This is a genomic window from Nocardia sp. NPDC004860 (genome assembly GCF_040609015.1).
Classification (GTDB): domain Bacteria; phylum Actinomycetota; class Actinomycetes; order Mycobacteriales; family Mycobacteriaceae; genus Nocardia.
Map to the genome: position 1 here is coordinate 97,252 of NZ_JBEXJI010000028.1, position 16,931 is coordinate 114,182.

A 16,931-nucleotide genomic window follows, 5' to 3' on the forward strand; every position below is an offset into this window, starting at 1 on the left:
TGCTCGAGGGGGCTCGCCATGAGCGAGAACACGTGGGACGCACTGGTTGTCGGAGCCGGAGCGGGCGGGCTGTGCGCGGCCGCCCGGCTCTCGCACCACGGCTACCGCACCCTGGTGGTCGAACGCCTGGACCGGATCGGCGGAAGAGCCTCCACCACCGAACTCGACGGTTTCATCGTCAACACCGGCGCGGTCGTCGTCGAACTCGGCGGCATCACCGAACGGACCTTCGAGGAGGTGGGCGCGAAATTCGAAGTGCGCCCGGCGGATCCGCCGATCCTGTACCGCATCAACGGCCGTGACGTGGATGTCACCAGCGGCGGCTGGGGGCTGCTCATCTCCCAGCTGACCCGCCAGGGGGCCAAGCTGCTCACCGGAATCGGCGCGACCCGCACCGACGGCGGGCTGTCCGACCGGGAGCTGTCCACCGCCGACTGGGTGCGGCGGTACACCAAAAACGATGCGGTGCAAGGAATCTTCCGCAATATGTGCGGCTCGATCTTCGCGGTCGGCTCGGAGGAGCTCCCCGCGCGCGTGTTCCTCACCTACTTCACCCGTGCGTCGGCGTTCAAGAAGCTCGGCTTCTGCCCGGAGGGCACCATCGGCCTCTGGAAGGCCCTGGCGGAGGTGGTGGAACGCAATGGGGGACAGGTGCGCATGGGCAGCGAGGTGCAGCAGCTGCTCGTCGAGGACGATCGCGTCGTCGGGGCGCGCATCCGGCGCGGGGGTGGAACCTCCGATGTCTCCTGTGCTTTCGCGGTCAGCGACATCGGGCCGTCCGCCACACTGGATCTCGTTGGCCCCGAACACTTTCCGTCCGACTATGTCGGCTCGGTGCTGCAACGCGATCTGCCGTGCGCCATGATCTCGGTCAACTTCGCCAGCCGGGAACCGCTCATCGACGCGCCCGGCCTGCTCAGCTTCGCCCGCACCAGGCGGCTGTGCTACGTCGCCAACTTCACCGCCACCTGCCCGGAGATGGCCCCCGAGGGCTGGCACCTCTACGTCGGCACCGGGGTGCCCAAGCCGTCGGTGGGCGACTTCGACTCCGAGGCCGAAACCGCGCTCGTGCTCCAGGATCTGCGCGAGGAGATCCCGGGCTTCGACACGGCCCGCATCCTGTCCATCGCCGTCACCCGCGACGACTGGCCACCCCAGCGCACGGTCGCCGGCTACGACCTGCCCCACGACACCCCGATCGCCAATCTCTGGAACGTCGGCGACGCGGTCAAGGAGTACGCCAACGGCGGCATCACCGCCTGCACCGAGACCGCGAAGATCGTCGTCGACGAGATCATCGCCAGCGGCATCGGACGCCGCGCGTCCTGAGTCCTGCGGACCCGCTCAGCCGAGCTTCTCGGTGATTCCGGGGAGCCGGTCCACCATGGCCACAACGTAATCCGCGACGATCCCGATCAGCACGGGCCGCTCCACCTTCAGGCCGCCGTCGAGCCACACCAGGATCAGCTCGGCCGCGCCGCCGGTGATCAGCTGGGCCAGTGCGGTCAGGGCGGTGTCGTCGCCCTCGGGAATATCGAGCAGCACCCGCGTCTGCTCGATGAGCAGCTGCGCCACCCGGCGCATGCCCTCGAAGCGGCGGCGCATGAGCAACTCGCTGCCGTAGGCCTGCGCGAAGGCGATGTTCGCCCGGCGCGGATCGTCGGTCACGGTGATGATGAGCGCCGCCACCCCGGCCCGCAGCTTCTCCTCGGGCCCGCCGGGGGTCTCGGTCATGGCCGTGCGAGCCTGCTCGAGGGCCGCGCCCTGCACCTCGTCCAGCAGCGCGGAGGCCAGCGCGTCCAGGCCGTTGAAGGATTCGTAGAAGAAGCGCGGCCCCACCTTCGCCTGCTCGCACACCCCGCGCACGGTCAGCGCGGCCAGCCCCTGCGTGCCGACGATCTCGAGGGCCGCGTCCAGCAGCCGTCGCCGGCGCTGCTCCCGACGCTCGTCGGTCGTGGTGCCGCGATAGGTCCCGTTGAAAGCTCGCGTCACCCTGACAGCTTGGCACAGAAATCGGGAAACGACCGTTTACGGAAACTATCGTTTCCGCTACCGTTGAGGCATGGCTGTGCGAAAAGCCGTGGTGAACCATCGAATTCAGTGCCGCGCCGCCGGGGTACTGGAGCGCTATCCCAGCGTGCCGCGGGCACTCGCGACACCGCCGCCGGGCAGCGGGCTCAAACCGGTGATGGGTGACTACGGCCCGCCCGGCATCGGCCACGTGGTGAGCACCCTCGCCGACCCCCTCACCTTCGGCCGCGACCGGATGCGCCGCTACGGCCCCGTGCAGTGGATGGGCGTCTTCGGGCGGCAGGTGGTGGGCATCGGCAGCCCGGCCGCCGTGGAGGAGGTGCTGCTGGACCGCAAGCACGTGCTCTCCGCGCAACAGGGCTGGGAATTCCTCATCGGCCCGTTCTTCCGCGGCGGAATCCTGCTGCGCGACTTCGACGATCACGCCTACCACCGCCGTATCCTGCAGCAGGCCTTCACCCGCCCGCGGCTCATCGGCTACCTCAACCTCACCACGCCGCGCATCGTGCGCGGCGTCGACTCCTGGCAGCCCGCCCCCGATTTCCCGCTCTACGACCATGTCAAGCGCATGCTGCTGGAACAGGCCACCGTGGTCTTCGCGGGCGCGGAACTCGGTCCCGAGGGCACCCGCCTGTCCCAGGCCTTCGAGGACGCCGTGCACGGCGGCAAGGCCATCATCCGCACCAATATGCCCGGCGGCGTGTGGAATCGGGGCCTGCGCGGCCGCCGGCTGCTCGAGGACTACTTCCGCCGGGAACTGCCCGCCAAGCGCGCCGGCGACGGCGAGGACCTGTTCAGCGTCCTCTGCCACGCCGAGACCGAGGACGGCGAATCCTTCACCGACGCCGACATCGTCGACCACATGATCTTCGTCATGATGGCCGCCCACGACACCAGCACCCTGGCCATCTCCATGCTGGCCTACGAACTGGCCCGGCACCCGGAATGGCAGCAGCGGCTGCGCGAGGAATCGCAGGGACTGGGCAAACCCACCCTCGACTACGCCGACCTGGACCGGCTGCCCGCCCTGGAGATGGCCTTCCGCGAAACCCTGCGCATGTACGCCCCGGTCGGCCAGATGGTGCGAGAAGCGCTGGAGGACACCGAGATCGCCGGGTACTTCATCCCCAAGGGCGCGCTGATCATGGTCGGCTCGTACTCGATGATGCGCAGCGAGGAATACTGGCACGACCCGGACGTGTTCGATCCGGAACGCTTCGATCCCGCACGCGCCGAGGACAAGTCGCACCGCTACGCCTGGCCCCCCTTCGGCGGCGGCGCGCACAAGTGCATCGGCCGGTACTTCGGCGGCATGACCGTCAAGGCCACCATGCACCGCATGCTGCTGAACTACCGCTGGAGTGTGCCGGACGGCTACCAGGTGCCCCTGGTCGCCGGTACCGGCCCGACGCCGGCGGACGGCCTGCCGATCCGCCTGCGCCGGCTCTGAGGCTCACCCGCGCCCGGCGACCGCCGAATGGCGGGTCACCGGACGTCGCGCGGAATCCCGAGTTCGATATCCAGATAGCGCAATTCCGGATCGCGGCGGCGGCCGTTGCGGAACGCGCGGAACACCAGATCCTGCGGATGCCCGACGGTGAACACCTCGGTGAAGGTGGCCACCGTCCGCCGCGGCGCGCCCTCCAGGCTGGGATTGAACCCGGTCTTGGCCAGCGGCCCCTCCCAGATGAGCGCCGCCCCGCCGGGCACGCTGTGCGGGGCGAAACTCCAGCCCAGCTCGCGCATGCGCCGATCGAATTCGCCCGCGCCCAGTCCGGCCACATCCCAGCCGCTGGCCTCGTTGAAAAGCTGCCTGCCGTGCAGGAATTGGACGAAGCACGGGTCCGGGCCGGGGTGCGGAGTGCTGAGGTTGATCACCCCGTCCCAGGGCAGCGTGGTCAGCGCCCAGCTCAGCCTGTCCTCGAAGTCGGCCCAGTTCGAACACGCCACCGGCGCGTCGCGCTCGCTGGGGCGGTCGGCGGGCAGGCCGTAGCTGCCGCTGCCGGGCGCGTCCATGCTCCAGGTGGCGAAACGCAGCCGGTCCCCGTCCATGTCGAGCCCGTCGCGCAACACCGCCACCACGGATTCGGCCACGCCGCGCCGATGATCGACCGACTCCCCGCGCTGCCATCCGGTGCTCCATTCGCGTGCCAGCCGCGGCTGCTGGTGCACCCGCTGCATGGCCCGCCACTGCGGATCCGGTGCGGTGGCATCGGATTCCGAGGGCAGCGGCACCGGATCCCAGGTGCCGTCGGGCTGCGCGCGCAGCACGGTCAGCAGCGCTTCGGCCTCGGCGGCGTCGTCGGGGACGGCGATCAGCACCTCGATCTCGGTGCCCTGCTGCGCGAAATGCACACGGCGGCCGGTGAGTTCGTCACGAACCTGAACGAAGCGCGGGTTCCATCCGAGTCCGGACTCGTCGGCGTCCTCGTCCTCCTCGAGAAAAAACGGCATCCATTCGATCAGCACATCCCATCCCTGCGAACCCACCTTGCCTCCCTCCGGGTTCTCGCCAAACTACCCGCCGGACACCGTTCGCGCCCCCCGGTAGGTACCGGCCAGGCTGTGCACTGTGGTAGAACCTGTTCTAGTTTTTCGACCTGAAGGACCGCGAATGAACTGGTACACCGGCAATACCGTCTACGACACCGTGCTCACGATCGCTTTCGCGTTCGCAGCTTTCGTGCTGATCGGCGGCCTCTTCGGGCAGAGTCCCTACGGCCGCTTCGCCACCGCCAAACTCGGACTCAATCTCAATCCGAAGCTCGGCTGGTGGTTGATGGAGATTCCGGCCACCGTGGTCTTCGCCGTCGCGTACCTCAGCGGTCCGCGCCGCTTCGAGCCGACTTCCCTGGTGCTGGCGGCCATCTGGATTCTGCACTACGGCAACCGCGGCTGGTTCTTCCCCCTCTCCATTCGCCAAGTGCCCGGCAAGACCAGCAGTTTCAATGTTTCCGTGCTCGGCATGGGCATGTTCGTGACCGCGCTGCACGGCTACCTCAATGGTGCGCTCTTCAGCCACGATTATCTCGGGCAGTACGACACGAATTGGCTGACCGACCCGCGCTTCATCATCGGGCTGATCGTCTACCTCTGCGGTTTCGCGCTGCTGGTGAGCTCGGAGCGGATCGTCCGGAATCTGCGCGACAAGAACAACCCGGGGGCAACGGAATACAAGATCCCGTACGGTCTGGGATTCCGATTCGTCACCAGCCCCACCTATCTCGGCGAACTGGTCGCCTGGGCCGGATTCGCCATTCTCACCTGGGCGCTGCCCGGCGTGGTCATCTTCCTGATCACCTTCGGCAATCTGGTGCCGCGCGCCTTCGCCACCCACACCTGGTACCGGGAGAAGTTCGAGGACTACCCGGCGGAGCGAAAAGCGCTGGTGCCGTTCGTCATCTAGGGTCGCCGAGCACGCCGTGGCGCAGCGCCTTGTCACGGTACATGGCGACGTCCACGGCGTGCATGAGCTCGTCGATGGCGGTGGAATCGGTGTCCACCAGTGCGGTGCCGATGCTCGCGCCCACCTGCACCAGCAGCCCCGTCACGTCGAACGGATCGCGCAGCGCGGCCAGCAGGCCGTCCGCGACGGTGTCCAATTCGTCCTGACCTGTGCAGTTTTCGACCAGGACGATGAACTCGTCGCCGCCCAGCCGCGCCGCCACCCCGTTCGGCGGCAGGGCCCGGCGCAGCCGCTGGCCCACCTCGCACAGCACCCGGTCGCCGGCGGTGTGGCCGCGGCGGTCGTTGATCTCCTTGAAGCCGTCCAGATCCAGGTAGCAGACCCCGACCTGGCCCGTGGCCGCGGCGAGACGGTCGAAGAACAGCAGGCGGTTGGGCAGGCCGGTGAGTGAATCGTGGTGGGCGTCGTACCAGAGCTGATCGGCCAGCTGCTTGCGGTCGGTGACATCGACGGTGACGCCGATCAGGAAGCGCGGCTTACCCTCGCTGTCGCGGACCACCGTCATGGACAGGTCGATGATGGTGTGCGTGCCGTCCGGCTTGGTGTGCCGGGTCTCGAAGCGGAAGCGGTCGATCTCACCGGAGAGCAGGCGCTGGAACAGGGAGAACGCCTCACCGATGTTCTCGGGGCCGAGAATGTCGGCCACGGTACGGCCGGGCATGGATTCGGCGGGCACGCCCAGGGTCTCGGCGAAGGCGTTGTTGACGTCGACCACCTTGCCGGTGGCGGCATCGACGGTGCCGATGCCCACCGACGCCCCCTCGAAGATGGCCTGGAACCGCGCCTCCGACAGCTGCCGGCGCGCCTCGGCCTCCTGGACCGCGGTGAGGGCGGCGCCGAGCGTCGTCTCCTGTTCGGCCAGCGCCACATTGCGCAGCCCGGCGGTGAACTCGGCGGCGAATTCCGCGGCCAGTTCGATGGCGCGATCGCGGACCGGCCCGTAGTCCGCGCAGCCGGGGTCGGGGCAGGCGTCGGTCACCAGGTCCTTGCACAGCACCAGCACCGAGCGGTGCACGGCCAGCGGGTCGCGGTAGTTGGCGGCCACCAGGGCGACCGCGGCCTCCCGCGCCACCGACATGTCCCCGGTGCCGCGCACGGCCGCGATCAGGCGGTCACCGAAACCGTCGAGCAGCTCCTCCACCTGGGCCCGGGTGAGCGTCGGCGCGACCGCGCCATCGAGAGCGTCGGCCCATCGGACCGCCAACTCGTGTGCTGCCACCGGTGACCCCCTGCCCCTGACTCGTCCGAACCACTCAGACCTTGCGGCCCACACCCGCCAGACCTAGCGAACGGCCCGGCGCCTCATGCTGGTCACGGTCGGATTCCGGCCGCCACAGCGGCAATTCCACCACACCGGGCTCGATCGGCTCCCACTTGCCGAACAGCGCGGCGATCTCGTCGCGGCTGCGGAACTGCAGTCCTATCTTGCTGACATTGTGCGAGTTCTCCACCAGCTTCGCCGCGTCGTCGGGGCGCGTGGCCGAGGTGAGATGCGAAATCGCGACGTAGCTGCCGACGGCCACGGCGTCGTGGAGGGCGTTGACCTTGTCGATGGGGGCGTAGTCGTCGCTCATCAGGTGCAGGACCGCAATGAGAAGGATGCCGACGGGTTGGTCGAAGTCAATGATGCCGGTGCCCCGCGCCTGCTCCAGCAGCGCCGCGGGCTCGCGTAGGTCGGCCTCGATGGCGGCCGCCCGGTCGTTGCCCCGCAGGATGGCACGGGAGTGGGCCACGGCCACCGGATCGATATCGACGTAGAGCACCCGGCACTCCGGATCGATGGCGTGCGCCACCTCGTGCACATTGCCCGCGGTCGGAATGCCGGAACCGATGTCGAGGAACTGCCGTACACCCGAATCCACCAGGAAGCGGACCGCGCGCCGCAGGAAGGCCCGATTGCTCAGCGCCAGCCGCGGCAGGTCGGGGACCAGCGACTTGCCCGCCGCGGCGGCCTGCCGGTCGACCTCGAAATTGTGGGAGCCGCCCAGTAGCGCGTCGTACATGCGCGCGGGGCTGGGCCGGGTCATATCCACGCCCTCCGGGGCCCATGCCGGTCGTTCCATCCCGAATCCCTCCTTGCCGCAACGATGGAGCGCCCGCCGGCGGTGCGGGCGGGCCAAAGATCCGGGCAAATCCGGTGTTCGGGATCACCCGGACGGTGTAGGGCGAATGTTAGTCCCCGTTCACCAGAAACCTTGCAGCGATACCACTCTCGCCCTGAGGTGGGAGAATGCTCACCCGGCGGTTGACGCCGCGCAGGTGCTGTGCGTGAGCGGGGGTACGCAGACCCCGGTCACATCCGCGAGCAGCAGCCGCGCGCCGAAGGCCAGTGAGCACAGCGCGATCGCGCCGAAGGCCAGCACCCACAGCAGGCCCGGGATCCGGGTCAGGTGGGCCAGCTGGTCGGCGTCGGAGTTCGGCTCGTGTGCGCGATTGCGCTGCAGCTCGATCACCGGCCGCACCGCCGCCAGCAGCAGGAACCAGGCCGCCAGATACGCCAGCGCCGCCTGGGTGGTGTCGCTGCCGAACCAGGACACAGCGAACACCACGCCGCCGGTCACCAGGATAGACAGCAGGCCGTACCAGTTGCGCACCTTCACCAGCAGCACCAGCAGCAGCGCGATGGTCAGCCACAGCATGAGCGTGAGGCGATGCGCGCCCAGCAGCGCCGCGTAGGCCAGTCCCAGCAGCGCGGGCGCGGGGTAGCCGGCCGCGGTCGTCAGGATCATGCCGAGTCCATAGGGTTTCCCGCTCGACACCGTGAGTCCGGAAGTGTCCGAATGCAATCGGATGCCGTTGAGCCGCCGCCCGGTGAGCAGCGCCGTGAACGCGTGCCCGCCCTCGTGGGCGATGGTCACCGCATTGCGCAGAATCCGCCACGTCGGCCGGAACGCCACCAGCAGCAGCGCCACCACACCGGTCCCGACCACCAGTTGCCACGGCGGCGGTGACTGTGTGGTGGACAGCCGATCCACGACCGTGCTGCCCCGCTGAACGAATTCCGCTGTATTCACCGCCGCACCCTATCGACTCCGGCCGGGAGCGACCACAGCTCGCGGCCCGGCCGGCCGGGCCGGCGGCGCACCGGTGCGGATCCGCCGGGTCGCGGCGGCGCGGAGCAGCAGCGGCACAGGCGGATTCAGTTCACGAAGATGTCAGGTCCCGGACGGCGGATATCAACGCGCACAGCCGTTTTGGGGACTACTCTGCATATCGGCAGTGACACCGGGTGCCCGTCCGGTACTGCCCGGGTGGGTCTCGCCGGTATCCCGAGGCATGGTCCCCGAATAGTTGATGCCGCCGGAATCCCATCCCCTGCTCCGGCGGCATCGCCGGGCAGGGGTCTGTCGGTTTCGCCGTCCGCGGTTCAGGCCGCGGCGTAGGGCCTCGGATCCGGCGTGGTTTCGTGCTTGGCGTCGGCGCTCGCGCCCGGTGCCCGGTGGGCGCGCAGCCGGAAGGCGATGCATTCCAGCAGTTCGCGGGTGTGCACCGGCAGGAGCAGGCATTCCGAAGCACCCGCGGCCAGGATCGTTTCCAGAAATTCGGGATTGTGGTCGGTGCTGAGCGCGATGATGGGCGCGGTGGTCCGCGCGCGCAGATCGCGGCACAGCTCGGCCGCCGCGACATCGGGCACCGCCCGGTCCAGCAGGATGACATCGGGTTTCAGGCGGTCCTGGGTGCGCAGGGCCTGCCGTCCGCTGGCCGTCTGGAAGGTGTGGTAGCCCGCCGCGGCGAGCACCAGCACCGTGATCTCGGCGACGGCCGGATTGCTCTCCACCACCAGGATCTTCGCCGGCGCGGTGGCTCGCTCGCTCTGTGGTGAACGCGCATGTGCCGTTGTTGTCGATTTCTGAACTCTGTTCATGATTGCGGTCCTCCGCTCGGCGGGATCCCCCGACCCATGCCGTCAACCGTCGAGCGAAACATCACCACGTGGGCAATTCGTTCCGACTTTGCCCTTTGTGCAATCGACGGAACCCGACGCTATCTCGTTGCCCGTCCGTTATGCCAGGAAAATGCAAGAATTTGCCGAATGATCGCTGAAGTCTTCCTGGCTCGGCCACTGGCCGTTCACTTACCGTACACTTCAAATTCACTGCCCGGTTGGCTTTGTGGCCAGGTGCAATGGTGAAGGCCAGAAGCGGATCGCCTGCTCAGGACCGGAATCGGCGGGATTATCTGCTCTCGCCGGGGAACCACGGCACAACGCTGCCGTAGCGGATCAATTGCCCGTAGCACTGCGGCTCGGCCGGTTTCCACGCGAGGTCGAGTAGCTGTGCGGCGGCCTGCGCCGGAGTGGGTGCGCGGGTGACGTCCCACCACAGCGCCGAGGTGGGAAAGGGCCCGGGCATGTGGCCGGCGAGAATCCCTCGGACGTGGTACGCGTGAATGTCGTGGCCTTCGGTGATGCGTCCCTGACCGCGCTGCGTGTCTTCCGGGAGGTGGCCGAACGCGGAACGCTCACCGCCGCGGCGACCGCGCTCGGGTACACCCAGTCGGCGGTATCGCGGCAGATCGCGGCGCTGGAGCGGGCGGCGGGCACCGCGCTGCTGCAGCGGCGCCACGACGGGGTTCGGCTGACGCCCGCCGGTCAGGTGGTGGCGCGGCGCGCGGCCGCGGTGATCGACCAGATGGACGCCACCGCAAGGGAATTGGCCGGACTGCCGGAGGATCGGGCCAGCGTGCGGCTGGGCTGGTTCCCGACGGCCGGGGCCTGGCTGGTGCCGCACGCGCTGGCCGAGTTGCGGCGAACGCATCCGGGGATCACCGTTATCACCCGCGAGGGCCGTACGCCCGCCCTGGTGCGGGCGCTGCGTGCGGGCACGATCGATCTCGCACTGGTGTCCTCGGCGCCGCCGTTCCGTCCGCTGGACGGCGAGACTCCCGCCCTGCTGACGCAGGTCCTCGCCGAACGCCCACTGCTGGTGGCGGTTCCGGCGGACCACCCGCTCGCGCGCGGCGACTACATCGACGTGCGCGACCTGCACGGCCGGCACTGGATCGCGGGCTCGCACGGTGAGCACGCCATGGGCGTCTGGCCCGGGCTCGGCGAGCGTCCCGAGATCGTGCACACCGCCCACGACTGGCTCGCCAAACTGCAGCTCGTCGCCGCCGGCGCCGGGATCACCACCATCCCCGCCTCCGCGCGCCCGGCCCTGCCCGCCGGCGTCCGGGCCCTCCCGGTCCGGGGTGGCCCCACCGAAACCCGCCGACTACTGCTGGCCCGCCTGCCCGCATCCATGCCCGACCCGGCTGCGCGTCTCGCTGCCGCCCTCCGCACTGCCGCTGTGGGCTGACGTCTGTCCGGAGCGCGGGAACCGGTGCGGGGGGCCTCATTTCGGTGTCGGCTCGCGGGAGTAACGGCGTCAGGACGGTTTGTTGTGTCCGATCCCCGGGGCGAAGTCTCGCCATTCGCGCGCCCAGGCGGCGTGGTGGCGGTGCAGGAGAATGCGGTCGGCACACCAGACCAGAACGGTTGCGCCGCAGCAGGTTGCGATCATTGTCAGGATGGCGGTGTCGATGCCCTGGACCACCGCGTCGGACGTGGGCCGCGGCGCGGTGGTGGCCCGGCCCGAGGAGTCCAGCCACTGGGTCACCGTGCTGCCCCGCTTCGCCGAGTTCGGGACGACGACCACGGCGATATCGTTGCGGCCGTGGGAATTCCACGCCACGGTGGCCTGCAGCGGTCCGGACGCCACCACCCCCTGGCCGACCGGAACCGCGATGCGGAGGGGATCGGAGACGACCGTGGCCGTCACCGCGGTTTTGGCGGCGTTCTCGGCGCGGATGTGCGCTCCGGTGGTGGTGGCGGCCGAGATTCCCACGACGACCGCCAGCGGAATGGAGGCCACGGCCACGAGCACCGCGACCAGCCGCCAGGCCGCCTGCAGACGGTCCGAGGAACGCATCAGCCGATTGCGGCTCCACGGCGCGTTCCGGTGGATCCGAACGGGTAGCGACGCCGAGCGCGGCATCGTCGTTCGCCTCCTTCGATGGATCAGTCGCGGCCGAGAGCGTGCGCGAGCTGAGCCTTGGACATGCCGGATCGGCCCTTGATATTGCGCTGCTTGGCCTCGTTGTAGAGCTGGTCCCGGGTGAGTCCCTTGGGACCGCGGCGCCCCGAGCGCTGGCCTCCACGCTGCTGCGGGGACTTGCCCTCGAGCGACGTCCGGCTCGCGGTCGCGGTCTTGCCGGCGCGGGCGCGGTTCTTGTTCACGGTACGAGCACCGATCTCTTTGGCGCGCTTGGGCGATGCGCTGCGGTCCTCGGCGGAATCGCGGATGTGTTCGTACTGACGTTCCTCTTTGCCGGTCCATTCCTTGGGCATGATTCCGCCTTTCGGTCAGGGGAGGGGGCCATCGGTTTCGTCGGTCCATTCGATGCCGCGATACCCGGACAGGGCGTGGTGAAACGGGCTGGGAGTAGCCACCCCGGCGGTCAGGTGGCAGACTGAGTGCAGGTTGAGACTCCAGCCGATCCCGATCCCCCATGCCTTCTCGCAGTTCGAGCGTGTCGTCGATACGACCTGCGCTCGGACACTCTCTCGTCGAGGCGGATCGGCCACTCCCTGCTGGGAGGTATGTCATGTCAACGGTGTCCCTCGCACATAGCCATGTTGCGAATGAGATGCCCGGCCGCCGCTCGCGCCGCACGCCCGATGGGAACGGGCGGCCGACCGCTGGGACCGGAATCACCGATTGCCTCATCATCGCGGTCACGGGCGAACTCGACATGAACGGGTTGCCCGCGTTCCGGACCGCGCTGTCCGTCGCCGTCGATGCCGCGCCGCCCGCGGTGATCGTGGATCTGCGTCGTGCGCGATTCCTGAGCGTGCGCAACGCGGTCGTGCTGCTCGATGCCGTTCAGCGTGCCACCCGGTGTGGTGTCGGCATTCTCGTACCGAACGCGCCGCGCGCCGTCGAACGAGTACTCGACGTGACCGGAGTCAGGACCCTGGTCCATCGCGAGCAGGACCTGTCGAGCAACTGATCGGCGGATCCGGCCCGGTCCTGCTCTCGACCGCGCACGAGCAAATACCCGATTGATGAATTCCGCCGGTTTCCCGACCGCTTCGCGGGGTACGCGATGAACGAAACGGGGACCGATCGCAAAACGGGATTGATTCGATGGGGTGGTGACCGATGAGTGAATCGCCACAGGGTGACAGGATCGGGGACGGCCGAACGCCGAGCCCGGTATTCACCGACCGGCAGAACAACGGTAAGGCGCACCGGTTCACCGACTCCGCGTCGCTGGAGTCGCCCGCTCCGGCCGGTCGGGTGGCGCTGCGAATCCCGGCCGACGCCGGACAACTGGCGATGCTGCGTGCGCTCGCCGAAACCATCATGCTCACAGCCGATTTCACGATCGACGTGGTGACCGATGTGCGGGTCGCACTGGACGAGGTGGCGACGACGTTGATCGCGGCCGCCGTGCCGGACGCCTCGATCGAGTGTGAATTCCGGTTCGACGAGCAGCGGGTCCGGGTGCGCGTGGGCGCGGTGACCGGGAGCGACGCCGGATTGATCGAGCACAGTTTCGGCTGGCATTTCGTGGAAACACTGACCGATTCGATCGCGGTGAGCAGTGCGGAATTCGACGTGGTGCAGTGCGGGTACCCGGTCGTCGTGGAGCTCACCCGGCTCCGTGGGGAAGCGCTCCCGGGATAGCAGGGGCAGGAATTCGTTCGGTGTCCCAGCGCCACGATTCGACGATCTCGGATGACGAAGGGTCAGCCGGGCAGTCCGGCGCGCCGACCGACAACGGTTTCAGCGCGCGGGACGTCGTCCGCCCGGGTCTGGTGATCGGGGCGCTGGGGGTGGTGTTCGGGGACATCGGGACCAGCCCGATCTATACCCTGCGAACGGTGTTCGATCCGTCGGATCCGCACCCGGTCCCGGTGGATCCTGTCAATGTGTACGGCGTCGTGTCACTGGTGTTCTGGTCGGTGCTGATCATCGTGACGGTGACCTATGTGCTGCTGGCGATGCGGGCCGACAATGACGGCGAGGGCGGGATCATGGCGCTGATCACGCTGGTGCGGCGCTGGGCCGCGCGCGGCCGGCACCCGGCGGCCGTCCTGGCGGCGCTCGGAATCTTCGGCGCGGCACTGTTCTTCGGCGACAGCATGATCACCCCGGCCATCTCGGTGCTGTCCGCGGTCGAGGGAATCGAGGTGGTGGAACCGCCGCTGGCGAAGGCCGTCGTGCCGATCACCGCACTGATCATCGTGCTGCTGTTCGTGTTTCAGCATCGCGGGACGGCGTCGGTGGGCCGGTTGTTCGGCCCGGTCATGGTGGTGTGGTTCCTCGCGATCGGAGCGTGCGGCATCGGTGGAATCCGGCAGCAGCCGGGAATCCTGAAGGCGTTGTGGCCGGGCTATGCGCTCGGCTTCCTCGCCGGCCACTTCGCCATCGCCTTCTTCGCACTGGCCGCCATCGTGCTGGCGGTCACCGGGGCGGAGGCGCTGTACGCGGATCTGGGGCACTTCGGTCGCCGATCCATCACTACCGCTTGGCTTTTCCTGGTGCTGCCCGCCTGTCTGCTCAGCTACTTCGGGCAGGCCGCCCTGGTGCTCGGGAACCACGGGCACGTCGCGAGCCCATTCTTCCTGCTGGTCCCGGGCTGGGGGCGGCTTCCGATGGTCGCGCTGGCCACCGCGGCGACGGTGATCGCCTCCCAGGCGGTGATCACCGGCGCGTACTCGGTGGCCTCGCAGGCCGCCCGGATCGGGTACCTGCCGCGGCTGCGCATCGCACATACCTCGGAGTCGACGCCCGGGCAGATCTACGTGCCGTGGATCAATTGGCTGCTGCTGGTCTCGGTGCTCACGCTGGTCTTCGCCTTCCGCAGTTCGACCGCGCTGGCCTTCGCGTTCGGCATGGCGGTGACGTGCACGATCACCATCACGACCCTGCTGCTCGGTTACCTCGCGCACGCGAAATGGCGACTGCCGCTGTGGCTGGTCGCCGTGGTCTGGACGCCGCTGCTCGCGGTGGACCTGCTGTTCGTCGCGGCCAATCTCACCAAGCTGGTGCACGGGGCCTGGCTGCCCCTGCTGATCGGACTCGCCGCGTTCACGGTCATGACGACCTGGCAGCGCGGACGCGAGGTGGTCGCCGACGAACGGGACCGGATGGAAGGTTCGCTTCGTGAGTTCGTCGACGAGCTGTGGCACGACAGGTCGCGGTTGACGATCATCGACCGGACGGCGGTATTCCTCAACCGCAGCAAGGAAACCGTGCCGCTGGCCCTGCGCGCCAATGTCGAGCACAACGGTGTCCGACATCGCCAGACCGTCATCGTGTCGGTCGACACCGAGCCGGTGCCACGGGTTCCACCGGACGACCGCGTGCGGGTCGATCACCTCGGCTACCGTGACGACGGCATCGTCCACGTGACCGTGCGGGTCGGCTATATGGAACACCCCGATGTCCCGGCGGCGCTGGCCGGGCTGGATTCGGACGAGACAGAAGGCGAACTCGACCTCGACCGGGCATCCTACTTCCTGTCCGAGATCGAGTTGCGCGCCGCGGCGAAGCCCATCATGTCCCGATGGCGCACAAGGCTTTTCATCGCCATCAGCTATATCTCGGCCGACGTCGCCGACTACTTCCGGCTGCCCCGCCACCGCACGGTGGTCCTGGGCGAGCGGATCGAGGTATGACGCCGCGGGTCAGCTGGATGCGCGGGAGCGGGTGGCGGGCACGGGAGGGGCCGGATGGAGCTCGTAGACCGCGTATGCGGTGCCCAGCACGGGCTGGGCCACATTGCGGACCGGTATCCCACCGGGCGTCTCGCCGTGCTCGGTGCCCGCGTGGGCGTGGCCGTGCAGGGCGAGGTCGGCGCCGGCCGTGTCCATGGCCTCGCCGAGCAGGTAGGAACCGAGGAAGGGATAGATCTCGCGGGGCTCGCCGGCGAGGGTGGCCTCGATGGGCGAGTAGTGGGTCAGGGCGATGCGGATATCGGTGTCGAGCGCACTCAGCGCCGTGTGCAGTGCGTTGGCGAGATCAACGGTGTGCGAGGCGAATTCCCGCATCAGGGGTTCGCCGAAGACGCTCGCGCACCGGCCCGCGAAGCCGCCGCCGAAGCCTTTCGTACCGGCGACGCCGAGCACTGTCCCGTCGATGCTGAAAGCGACGCCCGTGCCCTCGAGCACCACGATTCCGGCATCCGCGAGGACGGCGGCGACCTCCTCCGCCGCATCCCCGTGATAGTCGTGGTTGCCGAGTACCGCCGCAACCGGGATGCCGAGCCCGGAGAACTCCCGCGCGGCGACCTGGGCCTCGGCCACGGTGCCGCACTTCGTCAGATCCCCGGCGAGGAGCAGGACATCCGCGTGCCGGTGCAGGTCCTCGAGCGCGGGACGGTACAGGCCCTGGGAATCGGTGCCCACGTGTACATCGCCAACGGCCGCTATCCGCATGTGCCACTGTCCTTTCCCGGGTCACGTCCCGAGCGTTTCGGCGGTCCCGGGTGTCCTCGGCGGGGTCACGCGGACCTCGTTGCGGATTCGGGATTCGGGAAGTTGTTCGCGTACAACGAGTTCCACCTGCCGCCGGCGCTCCTCGGTGGCCACCGTGCCGGTCAGCACCACGATGCCCGCCTGGAGCCGCACCTGGACGCCGAGTTCGGAGGTGCGGGGATCCTCGGCCAGCGCTCGATGTACGTGCGCCGTGTCATATTGCGGGAATTCGCTCATGACGGCACTCCGATCACCTCGAGGTCGGCCAGCAGGCCGAGGAATGCGCGGGCGTAGGGCGAGTGCCGGGTCTGCATGCGCACCTCGGCCCAGTCGACCTGCTCACGCAGGTCCCGGGCGATCCGGAGCAGCGGCGCCAGATCCAGCCGGTGCGCGTCGAACACCAGCATCTTGTCGATCATCAGATCGGTTCCGCTGATGACCGGCGCCACCGCGGACCCGACGCGCATGACCTCGGCGCGATCCAGCATCTCGTCGGTGACCTCGCGATCGCTGGGGCGGAAGATCAGGTCGATCAGGACGTCCCCGTCGTATGCCTTGGTGAGCCAGTCCTCCGGGGCGTCGGCGATGCGCAAACCGCCCGCGACCAGGGCGCTGCGGGCCCGGGAGACATCGGCGGGCTTGATGAACAGATCCACATCGTGTTCGGATCCCGGACCGCCGCGGGCGTAGACCGCGCACCCGCCGGCCACCGCGAATCGGATATCGGTCTGCGCGAGCGTGTTCACCGCCCTGGTCAGCGTGTGCAGCAGTTTGTCGACGGAGGTCGCCATACTGGCGCGGTACCCGCTGCGGCCTCGATCAATCACTGCGGGTGCGTCCGTATCCCGCGCGAGGGGAGGACGGTCGACGCTATTTCTTCGGTACGAGGATGCCGGTCAGGTCGGCGTCCCGGATCGGGGTGTCCGGGTTGCGCTGGGCTCGGCACATGAGTGTGATGGCCGCGATGGA

Annotated in this window: 19 protein-coding genes; 7 read left to right on the plus strand and 12 right to left on the minus strand. The window is 68.7% G+C overall.

Features of this window, described 5'->3' with window-relative positions; genetic code table 11:
- The first annotated feature begins 18 nt into the window (after window positions 1-18).
- Entirely contained in the window at window positions 19-1,329 is a 1,311-nt protein-coding gene (locus ABZV44_RS35785) for an FAD-dependent oxidoreductase (protein WP_354846474.1), read from the plus strand.
- Between the two features lie 15 nt (window positions 1,330-1,344).
- Here the strand turns inward: ABZV44_RS35785 and ABZV44_RS35790 are convergent, their stop codons facing one another.
- Entirely contained in the window at window positions 1,345-1,992 is a 648-nt protein-coding gene (locus ABZV44_RS35790; RefSeq protein ID WP_354846477.1) for a TetR/AcrR family transcriptional regulator, read from the minus strand.
- 70 nt (window positions 1,993-2,062) lie between these two features.
- Here ABZV44_RS35790 and ABZV44_RS35795 point away from each other — a divergent pair, with 70 nt between their 5' ends.
- Window positions 2,063-3,481: a cytochrome P450 gene (locus ABZV44_RS35795; protein ID WP_354846480.1), complete on the plus strand. Its 1,419-nt coding sequence runs from the start codon at window positions 2,063-2,065 to the stop codon at window positions 3,479-3,481.
- Window positions 3,482-3,516: 35 nt separating this feature from the next.
- On the opposite strand, the gene ABZV44_RS35800 is transcribed toward ABZV44_RS35795, so the two are convergent.
- Window positions 3,517-4,521 carry a hypothetical protein gene (locus ABZV44_RS35800; RefSeq protein ID WP_354846483.1) on the minus strand — a complete coding sequence of 335 codons (1,005 nt, stop codon included), beginning with the start codon at window positions 4,519-4,521 and terminating at the stop codon, window positions 3,517-3,519.
- A 124-nt stretch (window positions 4,522-4,645) separates the two neighbouring features.
- Between ABZV44_RS35800 and ABZV44_RS35805 the strand changes: the two genes are divergently transcribed.
- The gene (locus tag ABZV44_RS35805) at window positions 4,646-5,437 is read left to right on the plus strand and encodes a 3-oxo-5-alpha-steroid 4-dehydrogenase (RefSeq protein ID WP_354846486.1); all 792 of its coding nucleotides are present in this window, start codon (window positions 4,646-4,648) and stop codon (window positions 5,435-5,437) included.
- Here the strand turns inward: ABZV44_RS35805 and ABZV44_RS35810 are convergent.
- From ABZV44_RS35810 to ABZV44_RS35830, 5 genes are all read right to left on the minus strand, one after another.
- Window positions 5,430-6,716: a sensor domain-containing diguanylate cyclase gene (locus tag ABZV44_RS35810; RefSeq protein WP_354846489.1), complete on the minus strand. Its 1,287-nt coding sequence runs from the start codon at window positions 6,714-6,716 to the stop codon at window positions 5,430-5,432. The genes ABZV44_RS35805 and ABZV44_RS35810 overlap by 8 nt on opposite strands.
- A gap of 34 nt (window positions 6,717-6,750) precedes the next feature.
- Window positions 6,751-7,560, minus strand: a complete 810-nt coding sequence (locus ABZV44_RS35815) for an SAM-dependent methyltransferase (protein ID WP_354846492.1) — start codon at window positions 7,558-7,560, stop codon at window positions 6,751-6,753.
- Window positions 7,561-7,731: 171 nt separating this feature from the next.
- Window positions 7,732-8,511, minus strand: a complete 780-nt coding sequence (locus ABZV44_RS35820; protein WP_354846495.1) for a M50 family metallopeptidase — start codon at window positions 8,509-8,511, stop codon at window positions 7,732-7,734.
- A gap of 353 nt (window positions 8,512-8,864) precedes the next feature.
- Complete coding sequence (locus ABZV44_RS35825; protein ID WP_354846498.1) at window positions 8,865-9,362, minus strand: response regulator; 498 nt, start codon at window positions 9,360-9,362, stop codon at window positions 8,865-8,867.
- A 310-nt stretch (window positions 9,363-9,672) separates the two neighbouring features.
- Window positions 9,673-9,849 (minus strand): hypothetical protein, encoded by a 177-nt coding sequence (locus ABZV44_RS35830; RefSeq protein WP_354846501.1) that lies wholly within the window; start codon window positions 9,847-9,849, stop codon window positions 9,673-9,675.
- On the opposite strand from ABZV44_RS35830, the gene ABZV44_RS35835 reads away from it, so the two are divergent.
- Window positions 9,850-10,794: a LysR family transcriptional regulator gene (locus ABZV44_RS35835; protein ID WP_354846504.1), complete on the plus strand. Its 945-nt coding sequence runs from the start codon at window positions 9,850-9,852 to the stop codon at window positions 10,792-10,794.
- Between the two features lie 69 nt (window positions 10,795-10,863).
- On the opposite strand, the gene ABZV44_RS35840 is transcribed toward ABZV44_RS35835, so the two are convergent.
- Together ABZV44_RS35840 and ABZV44_RS35845 are read right to left on the minus strand one after the other, a co-directional pair.
- Complete coding sequence (locus ABZV44_RS35840; protein ID WP_354846507.1) at window positions 10,864-11,406, minus strand: hypothetical protein; 543 nt, start codon at window positions 11,404-11,406, stop codon at window positions 10,864-10,866.
- An 89-nt stretch (window positions 11,407-11,495) separates the two neighbouring features.
- On the minus strand, window positions 11,496-11,825 hold the full coding sequence (locus ABZV44_RS35845; RefSeq protein WP_354846510.1) for a plasmid stabilization protein: 330 nt from the start codon (window positions 11,823-11,825) through the stop codon (window positions 11,496-11,498).
- A gap of 257 nt (window positions 11,826-12,082) precedes the next feature.
- Between ABZV44_RS35845 and ABZV44_RS35850 the strand changes: the two genes are divergently transcribed.
- The 3 genes from ABZV44_RS35850 to ABZV44_RS35860 all read left to right on the plus strand — a co-directional run bounded on the left by ABZV44_RS35850 (window position 12,083) and on the right by ABZV44_RS35860 (window position 15,164).
- Window positions 12,083-12,487 carry an STAS domain-containing protein gene (locus ABZV44_RS35850; RefSeq protein WP_354846513.1) on the plus strand — a complete coding sequence of 135 codons (405 nt, stop codon included), beginning with the start codon at window positions 12,083-12,085 and terminating at the stop codon, window positions 12,485-12,487.
- A gap of 152 nt (window positions 12,488-12,639) precedes the next feature.
- Entirely contained in the window at window positions 12,640-13,167 is a 528-nt protein-coding gene (locus tag ABZV44_RS35855) for an anti-sigma factor (protein ID WP_354846516.1), read from the plus strand.
- Between the two features lie 131 nt (window positions 13,168-13,298).
- Complete coding sequence (locus tag ABZV44_RS35860) at window positions 13,299-15,164, plus strand: KUP/HAK/KT family potassium transporter (RefSeq protein WP_354846536.1); 1,866 nt, start codon at window positions 13,299-13,301, stop codon at window positions 15,162-15,164.
- Window positions 15,165-15,173: 9 nt separating this feature from the next.
- Here the strand turns inward: ABZV44_RS35860 and ABZV44_RS35865 are convergent, their stop codons facing one another.
- The 3 genes from ABZV44_RS35865 to ABZV44_RS35875 are packed head-to-tail and all read right to left on the minus strand — an operon-like array spanning window position 15,174 to window position 16,753.
- Window positions 15,174-15,923: a metallophosphoesterase gene (locus ABZV44_RS35865; RefSeq protein WP_354846518.1), complete on the minus strand. Its 750-nt coding sequence runs from the start codon at window positions 15,921-15,923 to the stop codon at window positions 15,174-15,176.
- A 21-nt stretch (window positions 15,924-15,944) separates the two neighbouring features.
- Complete coding sequence (locus tag ABZV44_RS35870) at window positions 15,945-16,199, minus strand: BON domain-containing protein (RefSeq protein ID WP_354846520.1); 255 nt, start codon at window positions 16,197-16,199, stop codon at window positions 15,945-15,947.
- Window positions 16,196-16,753, minus strand: coding sequence for a hypothetical protein (locus tag ABZV44_RS35875; protein WP_354846522.1), 558 nt, complete (start codon window positions 16,751-16,753; stop codon window positions 16,196-16,198). The genes ABZV44_RS35870 and ABZV44_RS35875 overlap by 4 nt, the downstream gene beginning before the upstream one ends.
- Window positions 16,754-16,931: the final 178 nt, after the last annotated feature.